The 19,977-nt window shown below is 71.9% G+C and carries 16 protein-coding genes; 10 read left to right on the top strand and 6 right to left on the bottom strand.

The window, feature by feature from the left end; all coding sequences use genetic code 11:
* The first annotated feature begins 23 nt into the window (after positions 1–23).
* The 3 genes from fxlM to VSR01_RS08855 all read left to right on the top strand — a co-directional run bounded on the left by fxlM (position 24) and on the right by VSR01_RS08855 (position 3,989).
* Positions 24–2,084: a methyltransferase, FxLD system gene (gene fxlM / locus VSR01_RS08865; protein ID WP_326448703.1), complete on the top strand. Its 2,061-nt coding sequence runs from the start codon at positions 24–26 to the stop codon at positions 2,082–2,084.
* Between the two features lie 4 nt (positions 2,085–2,088).
* On the top strand, positions 2,089–3,171 hold the full coding sequence (locus tag VSR01_RS08860) for a hypothetical protein (RefSeq protein WP_326448702.1): 1,083 nt from the start codon (positions 2,089–2,091) through the stop codon (positions 3,169–3,171).
* Between the two features lie 452 nt (positions 3,172–3,623).
* Complete coding sequence (locus VSR01_RS08855; protein WP_326448701.1) at positions 3,624–3,989, top strand: hypothetical protein; 366 nt, start codon at positions 3,624–3,626, stop codon at positions 3,987–3,989.
* 145 nt (positions 3,990–4,134) lie between these two features.
* On the opposite strand, the gene VSR01_RS08850 is transcribed toward VSR01_RS08855, so the two are convergent.
* Positions 4,135–4,824: a helix-turn-helix domain-containing protein gene (locus VSR01_RS08850; RefSeq protein WP_326448700.1), complete on the bottom strand. Its 690-nt coding sequence runs from the start codon at positions 4,822–4,824 to the stop codon at positions 4,135–4,137.
* 119 nt (positions 4,825–4,943) lie between these two features.
* Here VSR01_RS08850 and VSR01_RS08845 point away from each other — a divergent pair, with 119 nt between their 5' ends.
* From VSR01_RS08845 to VSR01_RS08830, 4 genes are all read left to right on the top strand, one after another.
* Complete coding sequence (locus VSR01_RS08845; RefSeq protein ID WP_326448699.1) at positions 4,944–5,987, top strand: SDR family oxidoreductase; 1,044 nt, start codon at positions 4,944–4,946, stop codon at positions 5,985–5,987.
* Positions 5,988–6,102: 115 nt separating this feature from the next.
* Positions 6,103–8,067, top strand: coding sequence for a glycoside hydrolase family 76 protein (locus VSR01_RS08840; protein WP_326448698.1), 1,965 nt, complete (start codon positions 6,103–6,105; stop codon positions 8,065–8,067).
* An 89-nt stretch (positions 8,068–8,156) separates the two neighbouring features.
* Positions 8,157–9,164, top strand: a complete 1,008-nt coding sequence (locus VSR01_RS08835) for an NADPH:quinone reductase (RefSeq protein ID WP_326448697.1) — start codon at positions 8,157–8,159, stop codon at positions 9,162–9,164.
* A gap of 138 nt (positions 9,165–9,302) precedes the next feature.
* Positions 9,303–9,866, top strand: coding sequence for a Uma2 family endonuclease (locus tag VSR01_RS08830; protein WP_326448696.1), 564 nt, complete (start codon positions 9,303–9,305; stop codon positions 9,864–9,866).
* 72 nt (positions 9,867–9,938) lie between these two features.
* Here VSR01_RS08830 and VSR01_RS08825 read toward each other — a convergent pair whose 3' ends face one another.
* Entirely contained in the window at positions 9,939–11,273 is a 1,335-nt protein-coding gene (locus VSR01_RS08825) for a serine hydrolase (RefSeq protein WP_326448695.1), read from the bottom strand.
* Positions 11,274–11,893: 620 nt separating this feature from the next.
* On the opposite strand from VSR01_RS08825, the gene VSR01_RS08820 reads away from it, so the two are divergent.
* Positions 11,894–13,390, top strand: a complete 1,497-nt coding sequence (locus tag VSR01_RS08820) for a discoidin domain-containing protein (RefSeq protein WP_442785420.1) — start codon at positions 11,894–11,896, stop codon at positions 13,388–13,390.
* A gap of 107 nt (positions 13,391–13,497) precedes the next feature.
* Here the strand turns inward: VSR01_RS08820 and VSR01_RS08815 are convergent, their stop codons facing one another.
* From VSR01_RS08815 to VSR01_RS08805, 3 genes are all read right to left on the bottom strand, one after another.
* Positions 13,498–14,121, bottom strand: a complete 624-nt coding sequence (locus VSR01_RS08815) for a hypothetical protein (RefSeq protein WP_326448694.1) — start codon at positions 14,119–14,121, stop codon at positions 13,498–13,500.
* A gap of 177 nt (positions 14,122–14,298) precedes the next feature.
* Positions 14,299–15,168 (bottom strand): Fpg/Nei family DNA glycosylase, encoded by an 870-nt coding sequence (locus VSR01_RS08810; RefSeq protein WP_326448693.1) that lies wholly within the window; start codon positions 15,166–15,168, stop codon positions 14,299–14,301.
* Positions 15,169–15,319: 151 nt separating this feature from the next.
* A complete protein-coding gene (locus tag VSR01_RS08805; protein ID WP_326448692.1) occupies positions 15,320–16,285 on the bottom strand; it encodes a helix-turn-helix domain-containing protein in 966 nt (321 codons plus the stop codon).
* 530 nt (positions 16,286–16,815) lie between these two features.
* Here VSR01_RS08805 and VSR01_RS08800 point away from each other — a divergent pair.
* Together VSR01_RS08800 and VSR01_RS08795 are read left to right on the top strand one after the other, a co-directional pair.
* Positions 16,816–17,205 (top strand): ATP-binding protein, encoded by a 390-nt coding sequence (locus VSR01_RS08800; protein ID WP_326453565.1) that lies wholly within the window; start codon positions 16,816–16,818, stop codon positions 17,203–17,205.
* 223 nt (positions 17,206–17,428) lie between these two features.
* Entirely contained in the window at positions 17,429–18,235 is an 807-nt protein-coding gene (locus VSR01_RS08795; RefSeq protein ID WP_326448691.1) for a zinc-dependent metalloprotease, read from the top strand.
* 131 nt (positions 18,236–18,366) lie between these two features.
* Here VSR01_RS08795 and glnA read toward each other — a convergent pair whose 3' ends face one another.
* Positions 18,367–19,776, bottom strand: coding sequence for a type I glutamate--ammonia ligase (gene glnA / locus VSR01_RS08790; protein ID WP_326448690.1), 1,410 nt, complete (start codon positions 19,774–19,776; stop codon positions 18,367–18,369).
* Between the last annotated feature and the right edge of the window lie 201 nt (positions 19,777–19,977).

Raw genomic sequence — 19,977 nt, 5'->3', positions numbered from 1 at the left:
GCACACAAGGAGCGCCCAGCGCCATGATTTTCGACGACGAGAACCTTTCCACCCCGGCCGAGAAAGACTGGTGGCACGCCCGCGTGTCCTTTCCCGGCGGAGCCGGGCTAACCCCCGAGGCCGCAGGCGCGCTGTCGTCCGCTCTGAGCGGGCAGCCGTTCCACTTCCTGCGCAAGGACGGGGGTCTGCGACTGCGCACCACGCAACCCGCAGCCGAATTGCTGGACCGCCTCGTCGCCGAGCAGAGGGCCACGGGCTGGGTGATCGGCCTCTACGAGCCGGAGACCGAAGCGTTCGGCGGCCCCGAGGGCTTGATCATCGCGCACGACCTGTTCTGTGCGGACAGCCGTGCCGCCCTGGCCGAATCCGCCCTCCCGGATGGCCGAGCCCGCGAACGCTGCGTCCTGCTCCTTTCCGCCATGTTCCGGGCGGCAGGACTGGACCCGTTCGAGACCGGTGACGTCTGGGCGAAGCTCGGTCAGCTGCGACCCCCCGTCACTCCGCCCACCGGCCCGCGGCGCGAGCAGGCGATCGCGGCCATGCGGCGTCTGATGAACGCCGACGCAGCCCTGCGGCCGGACGCCGAACCCTACTGGGCCGAACGCGTCGCGGCGTTCGAGAGCACCGGGCGCCAACTGAGGCAGCTGGCCGCGAACGGGAGGCTGACCCGGGGCCTGCGCGCCGTACTCGCCCATCACGCGATCTTCACCTTCAACCGTGCCGGGGTGCCCACTCCCGAGCAAGCTGCCACGGCCTGGCTTGGCCGCCAAGTCGCCTTCGCCGACGGGGAGTCAGCGGACGTGTCCAGCCGCCCGACCACCCATCCGACCTCTAGCCTCACTGGAATGGAGACCACTGTGAGCCCCGCCACCGACCCCTCTGACCTGCGCGAAGCACTCGTCAGCCGCCTCATCGACAACCACAACCTGCGCACTCCCGAAGTCATCACCGCCTTCCGCGACACCGAGCGCCACCAGTTCCTCCCCGGCGTCGACCTGCCGACCGCGTACATCAACGACGCGGTGCCCACCAAGCACGACGAAACCGGCGAGATGATCTCCTGCATCTCCGCACCCTCGATCGTCGCCACCCAGCTGGAGCAGATGGGAGCCGAGCCCGGCCACAAGATCCTGGAAGCCGGAGCCGCCACCGGCTACAACGCCGCGCTCCTCGGCCGACTCGTCGCCCCCGGCGGTCACGTGTGGACCCTCGACGTGGACCAGGACCTCGTGGACGGCGCCCGCAAAAACCTCGCGCAGGCCGGGACCACCAACGTGACGGTCGTGCTGGGCGACGGTGCGGCCGGCCTCCCCGAGCACGCCCCCTTCGACCGTATCCAGTTCACCGTCGGCGCCGGCGACGTGCCGGTGAAGCTGCTCGACCAGCTCGCCCCCGGCGGGCGCCTGGTTCTGCCGATGCGTATTCGGGGCAGCATCTCGCGGTCCTTCGCCTTCGAGCGGGACGGCGACCACTGGCGGACGGTGTCCTGCGAGATGGCGACGTTCGTGCCGCTGCGCAAGGGCGTCATGGACGACATCTACACGCTGGTACCCATGGACGGTGAGGGGACCGTCCGGCTGGAGACCTTCAGCGAGCAGCAGGTGGACCGCGACGCGATCCGCACCGTCCTGGACCAGAACCAGGCCAAGGTCTACACCGGCGTGAAGTTCCGCCAGGGCGACCCCTGGGAGTGGCTGTACCTGTACCTCACCTCGGTGCTGCCCAACGGCCTGTCCCGCATGCCCGGGACCCGCCCCGGCTTCACCCCGCACTTCGGCTGGGGCTCCATGGCCGCACTCCACGGCGACACCCTGGCCTACCTGACCGTGCGCCAGGGCGAGGACGAGCACGGCAGGTTCTGGGAGATCGGCGTCATCGGCCATGGGCCCCGCGCCGCCGAGCTCGCCGACCGGGTCGCGGGCGAGATCCGCGACTGGGACGAGGGCTGGGGCAACCACGCGCCGGAACCCGCCTTCCGCATGGCCGTCGGCGATGCCCGCGACCAGCTCACGGCTGCCGATCCGCGCTTCGTCATCGACAAGACCTTCAGCCGACTCGTCATCGACTGGCCCCGCAAGGGATGACCCGATGGTCCCCGCGATAGCCAGCCGCATCCCCCTGGTCCGCCGCCCCAAGGCACCCGCGCTACCACTGGACGAGCGCATCGCCCACCTCACCGGGCTGACCGTCGAGCCCGCCGGCGCGAGCCACCATGATCTGGTGGTCCGCGCCAGCGGGGTCCTCAACTACGCCGCTCTGATCGCCTCCGATGTCGGGATGCCCGACCTGGCCGCCGAGCTGTGCTGGAGGCAGCACAAGGTCTTCGCCGACGCCAGACACCTCACGGGGGGCATCGCCGTGATGGCGCTCATGCCCCTGATCAACGTCTCCCGGCTGCTGACCCGCGAAGGCGACGCCGAAGCCGCCTACGACGTACTCACCCGGCTGTACCACGCCGCCCAGAAACGCGGCACAGCAGAGATCCGCGGCAACACCGTTGATCTGTCGATGCTGATCGACACCGAGGCCAGCCACCGGAAAGTCTGCGAGGAGTTATGGATCACCGTGCTCGTGGACGGGGCGAGAGCCCTGGCGAGGATCGGGCGCTGGACCGAAGCCGCTGACGCCATGACCGCACACCGCGGCATCGGCAACCGCCTCCTCGACGGACGCCAAATCAAGATCATGTCCCTGCTGGAACGCGGTCTCGACCAGGAAGCCCGCGCCACGATCGACTCCACCGTCCCCACTGAACCGTGGGAGAACACCATCGCGGCCCTCCTACGCGTCTGCTGCTGGCCCGCGCCGCAACCAGACCAGGATCTCGTCCTACAAGACGTCCGCGCGTTGATCACCCCGCCCGACCCCATGACCGCCGTGTTCCAGACCCGGGCCGGACTGACTGCCCTCGAACTGGTCCGGGACCACGCCGCCCCCGATGCCGCCCTCCTCAAAGAGGCCGTCGCCGAAGCGGCCACTCTCGACGCCCACGCTGCACGGGAAGTCCTGCACCACACGGTGAGCACCCACCTCACCAGCGAGCAGGAACAGAAGCTCCAAGCTGCGATCGAGAAGTCGGGGCTCGACGCGGGAAAACTCCCAGCAGCCCACGCCCAAACCCTCACCGCGGCCGTGGACCAGGCCGATGCGGCACTCCGCGGGCTCCTGTGACCCTGTCCCACATCGGACGAGAGGCTGTCGTGGGTGGAGTGACGACGCCGGGTCGTCCTCGCCCGGTCTGTGAGCGCGACGGTCCTTCGGGGACGTAGAACGACCATCCCGTGCGCTGAAGCCGAGGTTCATGGACGCGAGCACCAGCGCCGACGCTGAGCGGCTCGGAGGTGGATGCCCGGGGCCGGCCCAGGCGTCGTCGGCGGGTACGACGGCTGTACAGGCGAGCCTGCCCGACCGGCGCTTGGTCGTTGTCGGGCGGCTGACTCGGCGTCAGGCGCTGCCCGGTGGGCCTCGCGTGAACGGGCCCTGCGCCGGGCGGTGGTCGTCGGCCGGTGGCGGGCCTCGCGCCGTGCCGCCGCGGTGATCTCCGGCGCATCCGGACAAAGGATCACGGCCCGGACGCGCTGGGACCCTTCCGGCGGAGTCGGCACGTGTCTATCGTCGATGGCATGACTGCAGCGGACTGGTGGTCGATCGAGGTCCTGGACGCCGAGCGCGCGGGGGTCTCCGCCGCCGGCTGGCGCGACGCCCATGCGCAGGCGCTCGCCGAGTCGCTGGTCACCAACGGCGCGTCGTCCTGGCAGTGGTTCGCGCACAACTGGGGCGTGGTGCTCGAAGTGGCCTTCGCCGAGGAACGCGCCTGGCTGGACTGGAAGTCGCTGCCCGGCACCCGGGCCGCGCTGGACGCGGTGCCCGACCCGCTCTCCGGCCTACTGGTCCACCGCGGCCACGGCGGCGCCTCCGGCAGCTACGTCCCGGCCCCGCCGCGCGTCCCCCCGGCCGCCGACCGCGTCGCCCTCCCCGACCCCGCCTGACGGCTCCCGCCGGGGAAGCGGGGACGCCGCGACCGCCGAGGCGCCCGCGCGCCAAGCGCGTCCACGCGGACCGTCCGCGACGCCGGGACACGTGGCGCCCGATGCGTAGCAGCCGTTCCGTGACGCCCGGCCGCCGGGCCGCCCGTCAGCCCAGCGCCGCGCCCGCCGCCCGCAGCGCGGCCAGCTGGTCGCGCGCGATCGCGCCGAAGTCCCGCGGGTCCGCCCAGGCGCCGTCCGTCGCGCCGTCCGCCGCATCCGTGGACTCCGCCGCCGAGGGCTCCTCCGTACCCGTCGACCCCGCCGCACCCGCCGGTGCTGCCTCCTCTGCCTCCGCCCCCACCTCCACCTCCACCCAGCGCGCGAGCGTCGTCCGCAGCGCGAGCGAGGCCACCTCCGCGGCCAGGCTCGCCGTCGGCTCCGCGACGCCGCGTCCGCGCAGCGCCTCCGCCATCGCCGCGGCCAGCCCCGCGCGCTTGAGCAGCTCGCGTTCGAGCAGGTTGCTGTTGGCGGCGACGGCCTGCTGCCGCTGCCGCACAAAAGCGCGTCGTTGCGGGCTGAACGCCGCCGCCGCGGACTGGAGCGCCGCCCCGACCGTCTCGATCGGCGACGCGCCGTCCGGCGCGCCCGCGATCCCGTCGAGGAGCAGCAGCTTCAGCTCGTCGCGCCCGAAGAGCACCTCCCGCTTGTCCGCGAAGTGCCGGAAGAACGTGCTCCGCACCAGCCCCGCGCGCTCGGCGATCTCCGCCACCGTCGTGCTCTCGTAGCCGCGCTGCAGGAACAGCTCCAGCGCGGCGCGTTCCAGTCGCTCCCGCGCATTGGGTTCCCACCTCGCCATGCCGGAAGTCTACGTGACAGGACTCTGTCGCATCAGATGTTACGGTGGTGACAAGACAGAGTCCTGTCACCGTTCCGGACGACCCGCCCGGAGCGCGGAAGGACGCCAGGAGGCTCCCCATGCACGTCTTCGTCACCGGAGCGACCGGCCACATCGGCTCGGCCCTCCTCCCCGACCTGCTCGCCGCCGGCCACGAGGTGACCGGCCTGACCCGGTCCGAGTCCGGCGCCGCCGCGCTCAAGGCGCTCGGCGCCCGGGTGCGGACCGGCGACCTGGACGATCTGGACGGCCTGCGCGAGGCCGCCGCCGAGGCCGACGGGGTGATCCACCTCGCCTTCAAGCACGAGGCCATGCGCTCGGGGAACTACCAGGGCGCGATCGCCGACGACCTGGCCGTGGTGCGCGCGCTCGGCGACGCGCTGGCCGGCAGCGGCAAGCCGCTGGTCGGCACCTCCGGCACCGGCGGCTCGGACGTCCCCGGCACGCCCAGCACGGAGGACCAGGTGCGCACGGCCGGCCCCCGCGTCGAGGCGGAGAACGAGGTCGTCGGGCTGTCCGCGCGCGGCGTCAGGTCCTCGGTGGTGCGGCTGCCCCCGGTCGTGCACAGCGACCTGGACCACCACGGCTTCGTGCCGACGCTGATCGCCGCCGCCCGCCGGGCCGGCGAGTCCGGCTACCTCGGCGACGGCGCCAACCGCTGGCCCGCCGTGCACACCCGGGACGCCGCCCGCGTCTACCGGCTGGCGCTGGAGAAGGCGCCCGGCGGCTCGCGGCTGCACGCGGTGGGCGACGACGGCGTGCCGCTGCGGGCGATCGCCGAGGAGATCGGCCGCCGGCTGGACGTGCCGGTCGCCGCGGTCGCGCCCGATCAGGCCGAGGCCCGCTTCGGCTTCCTCGCCGGCCTGGTCGGCCTGGACATCCCGGCCACCGCCGCCCGCACCCGCGAGCTGCTGGACTGGCGCCCGGAACACCCCGACCTGCTCGCGGACCTCGCCCTCGACCACTACTTCGCCGCGGGGACCGCGGGGAGTAGCGCCGGCGGAGGTCGCGGACCCTCTGCTTTACAACGTTATACGGGTCGGGCCTCCACCACGGTGACGCCCGGTGGTGGTGCGGCAGACCGGGCGAGGTGCCTCAATCGGGCCTCGTCCGGCTTCTGCTGACACACTGGCCACTTCGGCTTCCGCTATGGACATGACATCAAGGCCGTGCTGTCATGCCCTTGAAACCGCTCTCATTTACCACGTTGAAGAGCGGTGGACGAGGAAGGGGCCACCCGTGCGCAAGGCGTTCCCGCGGCCTGCTCTGCCGGCCGTGCTGCTGCTCCTCCTGGCGCTCGTCGCCGCGGGCTGGACGCCCGCCGCGGCATGGGGCGCAGAACCCGGCGGCCCGTCGGCCGCGGCATCCGCGTCGTCGGCGGCGTCAGCGTCGTCGGCGGCATCCGCGGCCTCGGCGTCCCCGGCGGCGACCGCGGGATCCGCGAGGTCCGCGACCTCCGCGTCCCCCGCGGCGAGCACCACCGTCTGCGCGCTGTACTGCGACACCCGCGATCCGTCGCAGGCCGCGCAGGAGACCTTCCCGGTGCCGAACGTCAACCTCAACGGCCGGCTGCTGGAACTCCACGTGGACGACGTCGACGGCATGGCGTGGGCCAGCATCGACAAGGGCGTGCTCAACGACTCGGTGTGGCTGGACCGTTCCTGGGACGGCGGCTCCACCTGGGACGGGCTGCTCGGCAAGGCGTGGATCCCCTCCTCGTGGACCGGTACCCGCACCCTGATGTACAACCTCTACGACCCCACGAACCACCGCCGCGCGGTGCTCCGCGCGTGCGGCGACGCCGGGGGAGTGACCTGCACCAACTGGGCGCACCTGTCGGTCTGCGCGACCGTGTGCGACGGCGCGGCTCCGGGCTCCGGCGACGTCCAGCCGGTCGCCCCGACCACGCTCAACGGCCGCACCATCGCCCTGCACACCGACTCCGGGGGCCTGGCCTGGGGCACCATCTCCGGCGGCAAGGCGGGCGACGAGATCTGGCTGGACCGCTCCTGGGACAGCGGCGCGAGCTGGCCCGACGGCTCCTCCAAGGGCCGCACCAGCGTGCCGTCCGGCGCCACCGGGACCCGTACCGCGGCCTTCAACACCAGTGACCCGCTGGGCCGGTTGTACGGCGGAGCGGTGCGTGCCTGCGGGCGCGCGGTCGAGGGCCAGAACGGCAGCTGCACCGCCTGGGCGCGGCCCGCGGTCACCCGCGACGCCGCGGCGGCCGACGCGCTGATGTACTCCTACGACCCCAACACCGCCTACTGGCCGTCGAGCTGGTGGAACAGCGCGGTGGCGCTCACCACCGTCATCGACTACATGCGGCAGACCGGCGACACCCGCTACCGCTGGGTCGTGGACCGTACCTACCAGATCGACAAGGCGTCCTTCCCGGCCGGCGCGCGCAGTTCCGACCCCATCGACGGCGACTTCATCAGCCGCGCCACCGACGACGCCGAGTGGTGGGCGCTGGCCTGGATCGACGCGTACGACCTGACCGGCAACACCGCGTACCTCAACGAGGCCGTCACGATCGCCAATTACGTCAACGGCCTGTGGGACACCAGCACCTGCGGCGGCGGCGTGTGGTGGGACCGCGAGCGCACGTACAAGAACGCGGTCACCAACGGGCTGTGGGTGACCATCACCGCCGAGCTGCACCAGCGGCTGTCCGGCGACTCGCTGTGGCTGGGCCGCGCCACCACCGCGTGGCACTGGTTCACCGCGAGCGGCCTGATTAACTCCTCCGGCCTGGTCAACGACGGACTCACCTCCTCCTGCGCCAACAACGGCCAGACGGTGTGGAGTTACAACCAGGGCCTGGCGATCGGCGCCGGCGTGGAGATCTGGAGGGCGACCGGCGACTCCTCGGCGCTGGCCACCGCGCGGCGGCTCGCGGACGCGGCGGTCTCCTCGCCCGCGCTCACCTCCGGCGGCATCCTCACCGAGTCCTGCGACACCGGCTCCAACTCCTGCGACGACAACGGCAAGCAGTTCAAGGGCGTGTTCATGCGCTACCTCCAGGACCTGAACGGCGCGACCGGCGGCGCGTACAACTCCTTCGCGCAGACCCAGGCCGCCAGCGTGTGGAACTCCGACCGGGACAGCCTCAACCGGCTCGGCGAGCGCTGGGCCGGCGGCGGCGTGGCGGACTGGCGCACCCAGGCGTCGGCGCTCAGCGCGCTGCTCGCGGCGGGCTGAACCGCAGGACGCGTGGCGCCGCTGGGCCGAACGTGTGATGTGTGCCGCGCCCGGGAAGAAACGGGCCGGTCCGCGGGCTTTCACTGCCCATGAAAGCGATCACGTACAGCACCAGCGGCAGCCACGACGTCCTCACGCTCACCGAACGGCCGGTGCCCGAGCCCGGCCCCGGCGAGGTGCGGGTCAAGGTCGCGGTCTCCGGCGTCAACCCCACGGACTGGAAGCGGCGTTCGACCACCGACCCGGACGGCGAGCAGGTCCCCAACCAGGACGGCGCCGGCACCGTCGACGCGGTCGGCGAGGGCGTGCCGGCCGAGCGCGTCGGGGAGCGGGTATGGCTGTGGGAGGCCGCGTGGCAGCGCGCCGACGGCACCGCGCAGGAGTATGTGACGCTGCCCTCCCGGCAGGCCGTCGCGCTCCCCGACCACGCCTCCTTCGACCTCGGCGCGAGCCTCGGCATCCCGGCGCTGACCGCGCACCGCGCGCTGACCGTCGCCGAGGACGGCCCGGAGCAGCTGGCCCCCGGCGCGCTGGACGGCCGCACCGTGCTGGTCGCCGGCGGCGCGGGCGCGGTGGGCAACGCGGCGGTGCAGCTGGCGCGCTGGGCGGGCGCCACGGTCATCGCGACCGTGAGCAGCCCCGAGAAGGCCGCGCTCGCCACCCGGGCCGGGGCGCACCACGTGGTGGACTACCGCGCGCAGGACGCCGCCGCGGAGATCCGCCGGCTGGCCCCCGAGGGCGTCCACCTGGTCGTCGAGGTCGCCCCCGCGGCCAACGCGCGGCTCGACACGGAGGTCGCCGCGCCCGGCGCGACCATCGCCTTCTACGCTGACGACGGCGGTGACGCCGCCATCCCCGTGCGGCCCTCGATGACCGCGAACCTGCGCTGGCAGGGCCTGCTCGTCTACACCATCACCCAGGCCGCCAAGGACCGCGCCGTCGCCGCGGTCTCGGCGGCCGTGGCCGCCCGCGCCCTGCGCACCGGCGAGTCCGCCGGCCTCCCCCTCCACCGCTTCCCCCTCGCCCGAACCGCCGACGCCCACAACGCGGTCCAGTCCGGAACGGTCGGCAAGGTCCTGATCGACGTCCCCGAGTGACCCGCCGAGCAACCCCGCCGGTGTCGCCCCGAGCAGCGCGGTGGGTCGGCCGTACGCCGTCGCTCCGCCTTATGCTGGCCGTGTACCGCCTGCTCGGGTGACGCCGCGGCTGTCGGGCGGACGAGGAGGTGAAAGGGAATGAGCGTTGCCATCGACCACACCGGGCCCTGGACCGTCGCCGACGTCCTCGCCCTGCCCGAGGACCGCAGCAACCGGTACGAACTGCTGGGGGAGTCCCTCGTGATGTCCCCCGCGCCCGGTGTCCGCCACCAGCGGGCCTCGTTCCGCCTCCACGTCGCCCTGGACGCGGCCGCTCGGGCCGTCGGCGCGCCGGTGGAGATCCTGGAAGGCGTCAACGTCGTCCTGCCGTCGGGACTTGTCGTACCCGACCTGGTCGTGGCCGATGCCGGAGCGACCGCCGCGGATCCCGTCACCGTCGACATCGAAGCGGTTCAGCTCGTCGTCGAACTGGTCTCCCCGGGCAACAGCACCATGGACCGCAAGGTCAAGCCCATGCTGTACGCGGAGGCCGCCATCCCGCACTTCTGGCGGCTCGAATTCGATCCCGCCCCGATGCTCGCGGTGTACGAGCTGAAGGACGGCCGCTATGTGGAGCGGACGACGGCGCTCTCCGGTGTGACCACGCGGTTGGACGATCCGTTCCCCCTCGCCATCGACCCCGCTGGGCTCACCCGCCAGTAGCCCGTCGGCTCGGGCGGTCCGGTGGTACGGCTGACGCTGACAGGTCGGGGAGGCCGTGGCGTGCCGCGGTGGTCAGGAAGCGGTGTACGCCTCGGCGGTGGCGCGGGCGGCGGATTCCGCGAGGGTGATGCCGGCTGACTCGGTGGGCTGGGCGGAGGACAGGACGGCGATCAGGAGGCGGTGGCCGCGGTAGGTGACCTCGCCGATGCTGTTGATGTCCCACAGGCCGGTCGCGGTGCGCTGCAGCCAGCCGTTCTTGAGGGCGAAGCCGGCGTCGTCGGAGTCCGCGGCGGAGACACCCCAGCGCTGGCCCGCGGTCACCGCGCCCATCAGGGACCGCACGTAGGCGCGGGACGCGGTGGACAGCGGAGAGGCGTCGCCGTCGCCGAACACGGCACGCAGCAAGGTGAGTTGGTCGCCGGGTGTGGTCTGGGTGAGACCCCACAACTCGCCGGCGCCGCCGTCGGTCGCGGTCAGGCCGAGCGTACGGTTCGCCGCTGCCAGTCCGGCGGCGCCGCCGACGGTGTCCCACAGCGCGGTCGCCGCGTCGTTGTCGCTGCGCTCGATCATCGCGGTGGCCAGGCCGCGTTCGGCGTCGGTCAGGTGGGTGCCGGCGTCCTGGTGCCGCAGCAGCAGCGCCGCCAGGATGTCGACCTTGACGATGCTCGCGGTGTCGTACGTGTTGCCGGCCTCGTCGCTGGTGTCGTACGCGGTGCCGGCGTCCGCGCCGTCGCCGTCCAGGTCGGTGACCGCGACCGCCAGGTCCCCGGTCCCGGGCAGCGCGTCGATCGCGGCCCGCACCCGGGCTGCGGCGGTCGCGGCGGCGTCGGACGCCGCGGCGGGGGAGGCGGAGGCCCGGGCCGAGGCAGCGGCCGAGGTCGGGGCGCCGGTCGGGTCGGACGACGCGGTGGGCGTGGTCGCCGAGGTGCTGGGCGTCGCCGTCGCGTCGGTGGCCGAGTCAGTCGCCGCCGGAGCGCTGGTCGGCGACGCCGTGCCCGCGGCCGGGCGCGCGTCGGAGCCGGCCGCGTTGTCCGGCGACTGGGCGATCGTGGCCACCGTCAGGACCGCCATCGCGGCCAGCGCCGTCACCGAGACGGCCAGCGGCCGGCCCCGCAGCCGCCCCAGCAGCGCGGCGACGCTCCCGAACACGCTGCCCGCGACCCGCGGCGCCGTGTCCCCGACTCCAGCGGACTGCGCGACCCCCGGCGCCGTCCCGGCAACGTCCGCCGGCGCTGCGTCTCCTGGCGCTGCGGCGACCTCCGGGGAGATGCCGGCGACCCCTGCCGTCTGCGCGACCCCCGGCGCCGTCGCGGCAACGTCCGCCGGCGCTGCGACCTCCCGGGCCGCCCCCGCGTCCTCGCGTATCGCGTCCTCGCCGTCCCCCTGCGGCGCCTGCTCCCGTTCCATGGCCGCGACGCTAGGCACGCATTCTGGGGTTCCCCTGAGAGCCGGCCGCCGGTCGTCTGAGATCCGCATGAAAGTACGCCCGACCTCGGCGGACCCGCGCGCCGCGAACCCCGCGAGGCGCTCCCGAGCCGCGCCCGCCCGGCCCCACACCGACCCCCAGGACCCATTCTGGGGGTTTCTTGCGGTACGCCCGTACATTATTTCACTCTGTGCGCGCACTATTGCGTCCGCGTATCCGTGTGATTACGATCCACCGGCACCCCCACCCGTGGACTCGCACCCGTGAAACCCCGCCCCTGAACCCCCGCCTCGCGCCCCCAGCCCCGCGCACCGCCCACTCCGTGCGCCCCGCCCCGCCAGCCCCACGCACCTCCCGCCCCCACACCACCGGAGGAGACCCATGGGCGTCACACGCCGGACCTTCCTGCAGGCCGCCGTCGCGGCCACCGCGGCCGGCCCCTCACCGCGGCGGCCGCGACCGCCGCCCCGTCCGCGACCGCGTCCCCCGCCGCGTCCGCCGTCCCCGCCGCCAGCCCGCCCGGCGACGTCGTCGGCAAGATCACCGTCGGCTACCAGGGCTGGTTCGCCTGCGCCGGCGACGGCGCCCCCATCGCCGGCTGGTGGCACTGGACGCAGGACTGGGCCGGCCGCCGTCCCCGTCGAACACCGGCATCAAGTGCTGGCCCGACATGCGCGACTACACGCACGGCTACCAGACCGGGTACGGCAACCTCGGCAACGGCCAGCCCGCCACCCTCTTCTCCTCCTACGACCAGCAGACCGTCGACACCCACTTCCAGTGGATGAAGACCTACGGCATCGACACCGCCGCGCTCCAGCGCTTCAACCCCACCGGCGGCGAGGGCCCGACCCGCGACGCCATGGCGCAGAAGGTGCGCAGCGCCGCGGAGTCGAAGGGCGTGAAGTTCTACCTCATGTACGACGTCACCGGCTGGACCGGCATGCAGTCGGAGATCAAGACCGACTGGACGCAGAAGATGAAGGCGCACACCGCCTCGCCGCAGTACGCGACGCAGAACGGCAAGCCGGTCGTGTGCGTCTGGGGCTTCGGCTTCAACGACGCCAACCACCCGTTCACCGCCGACGCCTGCCTCGACGTGATCAACTGGTTCAAGGCCCAGGGCTGTTACGTCATCGGCGGAGTGCCGCGCGAGTGGCGTACCGGCGGCGCGGGCACCCGTACCGGATACACCGACGTCTACCACGCGTTCGACATGCTCTCGCCGTGGATGGTCGGCGCGATCGGCACCGCGGCGGACTCCGACAACGCCTACACCACGTACACCGTCGGCGACGAGGCGGACTGCGCGGCGCACGGCATCGACTACCAGCCCTGCGTGCTGCCCGGCGACGTCTCCGCACGCCAGCGCGCGCACGGCGACTTCATGTGGCGGCAGTTCTACAACATGTGCCGGGCCGGCGTGCAGGGCATCTACATCTCGATGTTCGACGAGTACAACGAGGGCAACCAGATCGCCAAGACCGCCGAGTCGCAGGCCTGGACGCCGGTCGACTCCGGTTTCCTCGCGCTGGACGAGGACGGCACGGCCTGCTCCTCGGACTACTATCTGCGGCTGACCGGCGACGGCGGCCGGATGCTCAAGGGACAGATCGCGCTCACCGCGGTCCGCCCGACCCAGCCCATGACCGGCGACGGGGGCGGCGGCACCCCGCCCGCCACCGACCTCGCCCTGCGCCGCCCGACCTCGGAGAGCAGCCACACCCAGGTCTACGGGTCGGGCAACGCGGTGGACGGCGACCCGAACACGTACTGGGAGTCGGCCAACAACGCCTTCCCGCAGTGGATCCAGGTCGATCTGGGCTCGGCCGCGACGGTCCGGCGGCTCGTGCTGACGCTGCCGCCGTCCGCCGCGTGGGGCGCGCGCACGCAGACCCTGTCGGTCCAAGGCAGCGTGGACGGCGGGACGTTCAGCCAGCTCGCCGCCCCGGCGGGCCGCCTGTTCGACCCGGCCACCGGCAACACCGCCACGGTCACCCTGTCCTCGGCCGCGACCGCGCGCTACGTCCGGCTCACCTTCACCGCCAACACCGGCTGGCCTGGCCAGCTCTCCGGCCTCCAGGTCTACGGGTCCTGAGCGTCGCGCCCTGCGTGCCGGTCGTCCAACTTGCCTACGCACAGGGGCGGTTCGCGACCCGCGCGAACCGCCCCCGCGGCAGCCGTCGCGCCGACGCGCGCGTCCCTTCAGTCGCCGATGCTCACGTACGTGACCGGCACGGTCGTGGACCGCGCCGTGGAACTCGTCGGCGCCGGCACGAAGTTCACCTTCCCCGGTCCGTAGCACGGCAGTTGGAGGTCGGTGGGGATGGCCACCGCCGTGTCGTAGGCGCCGATCGACACGGGCAGCCCGACGACCGGGCCCGCGTCCTCGAAGCCGACGACGACGCGGTCGGCCGAATCCCCGGTGTATCCGGCCGACGTGGCGGTCGACGCCGCGACGTGGTGCACGGCCACGGTCTGGCCGGCCAGCGGATGGCCGGTGGACGCCGGCGTGACCGGCCCGAAGCAGCCGACCTTGATGACGGCGCCGGCGGCCGTCCCGTTCACGTCCCCGGTGAACCACTGCTGCGGGCCGATCGCCTCGATCGCATCCGCCGAGGCCGCGGGGGCGGCGGTCGCCGAGGCCGTCGGCGCCACGGCCATGCCCAGGGCAGCGGCGGCGGCCAGCCCGGCCGCAGCGAGCAGGGCGCGGCCGGTCGGCGGGCGCAACCGGGTGCGCCGCCGGGCGGCGTCGTGCATACGGTGCGGGATGTGCCTGCGGTGCGGGATGTGCCTGCGGCGCGCCGGATCGCGGTGCCTGGTGCGCATGCCTACCTCCGAGACGACGTCCGGGGCCGTCGGCGACCCCGGGATGCGAGGTGCGAACCGTGCAGGAGCACCGGCATCGTAGCGGCGGCGCACCGCGAGCGACCCCGTGCGTACGGGGCCGGACCGTATGCACGGGGCCGCGACCCAGCCCGGGCCAGCCCAGCCCGGGCCGGGCCCTCACTTCAGCAGGCGCGACATCCTGCGGTCGGCCAGCGGCTTGCCGCCGGTCTGGCAGGTGGGGCAGTACTGCAGCGCCGAGTCGCTGAAGGACACCTCGCGGATGGTGTCGCCGCACACCGGGCACGGCTCGCCCTTGCGGCCGTGCACCCGTAGGCCGGACTTCTTCTCGGCCTTCAGCTCGCGCATCGGCAGCCCGCGGGAGCGCTCGATCGCGTCGGTCAGCGTCGTGCCCATCGCCGCGTACAGCCGGGCGGTCTCCTCCGGCGTGAGCTTGGCGGCGAGCTTGAACGGCGACATCTTCGCCGCGTGCAGGATCTCGTCGGAGTACGCGTTGCCGATGCCGGCGATCACGCCCTGGTCGCGCAGCACGCCCTTGATCTGGCGGCGCTCGCCGCCGAGCAGTGCGGCGAAGGCGTCGAGGGTGAAGTCCGGGTCCAGCGGGTCGGGGCCGAGCCGCGCGATGCCGGGCACCTGCGCGGGGTCGCGCACCACGTAGACGGCCAGGCGCTTCTGCGTGCCCGCCTCGGTGACGTCCAGGCCGGCGCCGTCGTCCGGCTCGCCGAGCCTGATCCGCAGCGCGAGCGGCCCGCGGCCGGGCTTGGGCGGCGCGGCGGGCAGCTTGTCGCTCCACCGCACCCACCCGCCGCGCGCGAGGTGCAGCACCAGGTGAGCGTCCCCGACCCCGACGTCGAGGAACTTCCCGTGCCGCGCGACCTCCCCGAACGGCTCCCCGACCAGCGCGGTGACCGGCGGGTCGTACGTCTTGAGCGCATGCACGGCCACAGGGAACACCGCCCCGGCGGTGCGCCCGGCCAGGTGCTCCCCGAGGAACTGCCGCAGGGCCTCGACTTCCGGCATTTCAGGCATGCCCCCAGTCTGACCCACCCCCCGCCGATCCGCCGCGCGCCCCGCCCCCGGCCGTCCACCGGACGGAAACGAAGAGAGGCGCTGTCAAACGAGCGCGTACTTGCGCGAACGGCATGACCTGCCCGGGGATGCGTCAAGGCGGGGCAGGTGTTTATGCGTTTTCTGCCTGCTCCAGCGCGGCCCGTGCTTCACGAGTCCACAGGGCCTGCCTGTGTTCCGGGGGTAGGCTGTCCAGCCCATGGCTGATGTATGCGGCTGCCTGTTGTGGCCTGCCAAGGTGGAAATGCACGTGTCCGATAGGGATGGACAGCCACTCTGGGGTGAGCCAGTATGCCGTACCCGGTGGATTCTCGTCAGCCGCTTTGTCTCGCAGCATTTCGATCTCGTTGAGCATTCGTTCAGCTTCGCTGCGCCTGCCGAGAAGAGCCAGAGCCGAAGCGGCTTGCGCACCATTCACCACGCGCTGCCTTTTTGTCGATTCGCTGACGTAGGCGGCCACAAAGTTTCGGTGTACCGCCTGGAATTGCCCGCGCTGCCGCGCAATGTTGCCCTTGAGGTTGTACGCCTGGGCGATAAGAGATCCGTCGCCGATGTCATCTGCCAGCGCGATTGCTTCATTGAGAAAATTGTCGGCGCGCGCGTACCGGCCGAGCTCGATGTTCAGCCATCCCACGAATTGCACGGATTCCGAAACGACAGCGCCCAGTGCATCCCGATGACTACCGCGCGCCTCCCGCAGCATGGCCAGAAGGGCTTCCCTCTGGGCTTCCGCCGCCCCGATGAGCGGTTCCGGTCCAACTACATCATCCGCGTGGCGCTGGGCGGCCAGAGCCCCCGCCAGAGCGCTTACAGCCGCACCGTCGAGGCGGAACGGATGTGCGGCGGCGTGTGACACGCGTTCGCCGTCGATGGTGCGTGGCTCCAGACTCTCAACAAGTGTGCTCTGCATACCCGTTAATTCATCCAGGGCGCGGGCGAGAGCGCGCGAGGGCGCCTGCTTCCGGTTGAGAACCCTGCTCAAATACGCAAGGTCGTAGTTCAGTGCACGGGCCGCGGCGCTCATGGAGTAGCCGCTATCCCGCAGTGCCTTGCGGGCAAGATCAGCAAAGTCACTCATCGTGAACCTCTAGGGGTTGACTGAAGCTACTTCCAGCATAGTCAAGGCTCGTCAACTCCCCTGTAGGCGCTGCCTTCTGAACGATGGGCTCATGCAAGGCGTCGTGCTAGCGGCGCATAGACGGCCGTACCCCGCGCAGCCCCGCTGAACACATCGCCGCAGGTAAGACCCCGGCGACCGTGCTAGCGGCCCCGGGGCGTGGCCAACGCTTCAGAGGAGCGTCGACGTGAGCAAGCCTATCGTCCAACTGTTCTGCCTACTGGTCGTGTTATTCGGCCGGCGGTCCGAGCGAGCCGTGCAGGCGGTTCGCCGCGGGGGTGCCCCGGCGCCGTCTGACGCTCGTTCCGGCGAACCGATTCACGACGGGCCGCAACCGTGGAGCAGGGCGCGTACATCCTGCCGCAGCCCTGGGAAGTGTCCGGAACGATCGTTCATCCACGCGTGGCCGCGGCACTTCCGGAACTGCGGGGAGGTCTCCGGTGATCGGCGCTCTGTCCCCGGCCGGGTCGGCGGGGTCGGCGGGGGACGTCATGAGGACGTGGCCGCCTGCGCCCCGCTCGGTGGCCAAGGCGCGGCGGCTGCTGCTGTTGCGCCTCGACCTGTGGGGCCTGTCCGCTCTTGCGGACGATGCCGGGTTGGTGGTCTCGGAGTTGGTGACCAATGCGATCACGCACGCGCATCCGCCGTACGGGCACGTGATCGGGACGCGGTTCGAGCGGTTGGAGCGCGGCGTGCGCATCGAGGTGCACGACATCACTGAGCGCAGCCCGGAGTTCCGAGCTGTTGCGCCGGACGACGCCGAATCAGGCCGCGGTCTCCTCTTGGTCGACGCCCTGACCGATGGGCAGTGGGGCGTGAAGGACCGGGAGGGTCCGGGAAAGATCGTCTGGGCCGTCGTTTCCCGCGCTGCGCCGCTGTGAGCGCAGGCCCGTCGCAAACGCTTCACCGCTCCCCGATGGCCGCCGCATCCGGGTAAGGGCGGCATTCAATCCCCGCGCCGTGAGTGGCGTGGGTCGGTGTCCCAGCGTTCTCCCCCGTCGCGGGGCACCGGGGCCCTCAGCGGGCAGGGTGGCTGACCATCCGCTGAGGGCCTTCCCTGTTTTTTCACGAGGAAGAGGAACCGTGCCGCTTTGCGATGTCCGAGTGGAAGCACCCCGCAGAATCTCGTTGGGCGGGGTGGTGAGTGAACTCGCCGATGCGGTGCTGCCGGTCGTGGAAGAGGTCACGCACCTGCCGGTGGGCGAATCTCCCGTCATCCGCCTGGTGACGCCGGAGTCCTGGCACGAGGCCCGCGCCGCGTACACCGAACGCGTCATCACGCGCGACGTACGGGACTTCGGGCTGCCGGAATCCGCGGTCGACGTGATCCGAAGGTCCCCTCTGGCAGGGCCGAGCCAGCACGACCTCCTGTGGCAGCTCATCGAGGGAACGGTGATCGAGACGGAGGAGTGGGAGCCGGAGATTCTTCTGGTACCGGACGCACTGTCGGCATGGGGTGTGGAGGACGACGGGCTGACGAAGGTCCTCGCTCACCATCTGGCCCGTGTGGCACAGCACCGGGCAAGCGACGGGCGGGCGTTCCTGGCGCACACGACGCTTCTCCGGGAGGTCCGGGGATGGCCTGACATCGCGCCGGCCCACGCTCTCCACGGGCATGCGCGGTGGGCGGACGGCGAGGTCACCACGCGGCTGATCGGGCGGAAGATCGGTGCGCGGACCGGCCGGGAGTCGGTGGACATGAAGACGCTCATGGCGGTTGTGGACAAGGGCACGGACACCGAGACGCGCCAGGCCATCCAGGACGCGGGCGCGGTGTGGGCCGTCGACGTCGTCACCTTGGCCGGAGTCGACACGCTCAACCTGGCGTGGGCGGACCCCTCGCTGATGCCGACCCGGGACGAGATCGCCGACCCCGAGAGGTGGGTCGCCCGCGTGAAGCCGCTCGCGTGAAGCTGCAGACCACGAAGACGGCGTGCCGCCAAGGCACGAAAGCACCGGCTCGTTCGCCACCTCGTCCGCGAACACCGACGAGCGCCGCCGCCCCCAGGGGCGGCGGCGCTCGTCAGAGGCGAGCCGGCGGCTTAGATGTCGAAGTACAGCTCGAACTCGTGCGGGTGCGGGCGGAGCTGGATCGGGGCGATCTCGTTGGTGCGCTTGTAGTCGATCCACGTCTCGATCAGGTCCGCGGTGAAGACGCCGCCGGCCTGGAGGTAGTCGTTGTCGGACTCCAGCGCGTCCAGGACCGCGGGGAGGGAGGTCGGGACCTGGGGGACGCCCGCGTGCTCCTCGGGGGCCAGCTCGTAGAGGTCCTTGTCGATCGGCTCGGCCGGCTCGATCTTGTTCTTCACGCCGTCCAGGCCCGCCAGCAGCAGCGCGGAGAAGGCCAGGTACGGGTTGGAGGACGGGTCGGGCGCGCGGAACTCGACGCGCTTGGCCTTCGGGTTCGAGCCGGTGATCGGGATGCGCATCGCCGCGGACCGGTTGCGCTGCGAGTACACCAGGTTCACCGGCGCCTCGAAGCCCGGCACCAGACGGTGGTAGGAGTTCACCGTCGGGTTGGTGAAGGCCAGCAGCGACGGCGCGTGCCGCAGGATGCCGCCGATGTAGTAGCGGGCGGTGTCGGACAGGCCCGCGTAGCCCTGCTCGTCGTAGAACAGCGGCGAGCCGCTCTGCCACAGCGACTGGTGGACGTGCATGCCGGAGCCGTTGTCACCGAAGATCGGCTTGGGCATGAAGGTCGCGGTCTTGTTGTTGCGCCACGCGACGTTCTTCACGATGTACTTGAAGAGCATCAGGTCGTCGGCCGCGGCCAGCAGCGTGTTGAACTTGTAGTTGATCTCCGCCTGGCCCGCGGTGCCGACCTCGTGGTGCTGGCGCTCGACCTGCAGCCCGGCCGCCTCCAGCTCCAGGGTGATCTCGGCGCGCAGGTCGGCGAAGTGGTCGACCGGCGGGGCCGGGAAGTAACCGCCCTTGTAGCGGACCTTGTAGCCGCGGTTGTCCTCCAGCGCACCGGTGTTCCAGGCGCCCGCCTCGGAGTCGATGTGGTAGAAGGACTCGTTCGACCGGGTGGCGAAGCGCGCGCTGTCGAAGACGTAGAACTCGGCCTCGGGGCCGAAGTACGCGGTGTCGGCGATGCCCGTGGAGGCCAGGTACGCCTCGGCCTTCTTCGCCACGTTCCGCGGGTCGCGGCTGTACGCCTCGCCGGTGATCGGGTCGTGGATGAAGAAGTTGATGTTGAGCGTCTTGTCCTTGCGGAACGGGTCCACCCGCGCGGTCGTCAGGTCCGCGCGCAGCGCCATGTCCGACTCGTGGATGGCCTGGAAGCCGCGGATGGACGAGCCGTCGAAGGCCAGTTCCTCGGTCGGGTCGAACGTCGAGACCGGGACCGTGAAGTGCTGCATGACGCCGGGCAGGTCACAGAACCGGACGTCGACGAACTTGACGCCCTCGTCCGCGATGAACTTCTTGACGTCGTCGGCGTTCTGGAACATCCAACTCCTCCTAGGCCCGGCCGGAGCGCGGTCGGGTGGGCGATCGAGACGCGGCCAGTGCGGTGGCGCACGCTGACCCCGACAGTAGGGATCAGGGATTTCTCCAGCATGACCCATTTGTTTCGTGGACGTTAACCGCCACGTCGGGGAGGGCGGTGCGCGGCCGGGGCGCACCCGTGGGACCAGTGGGGAAGCAGTGGG

The sequence above is a fragment of the Actinacidiphila sp. DG2A-62 genome, from assembly GCF_035825295.1.
GTDB lineage: Bacteria > Actinomycetota > Actinomycetes > Streptomycetales > Streptomycetaceae > Actinacidiphila.
The sequence above is the reverse complement of the archived record's forward strand: the minus strand, read 5'-3'. Positions and strand labels throughout refer to the sequence as shown.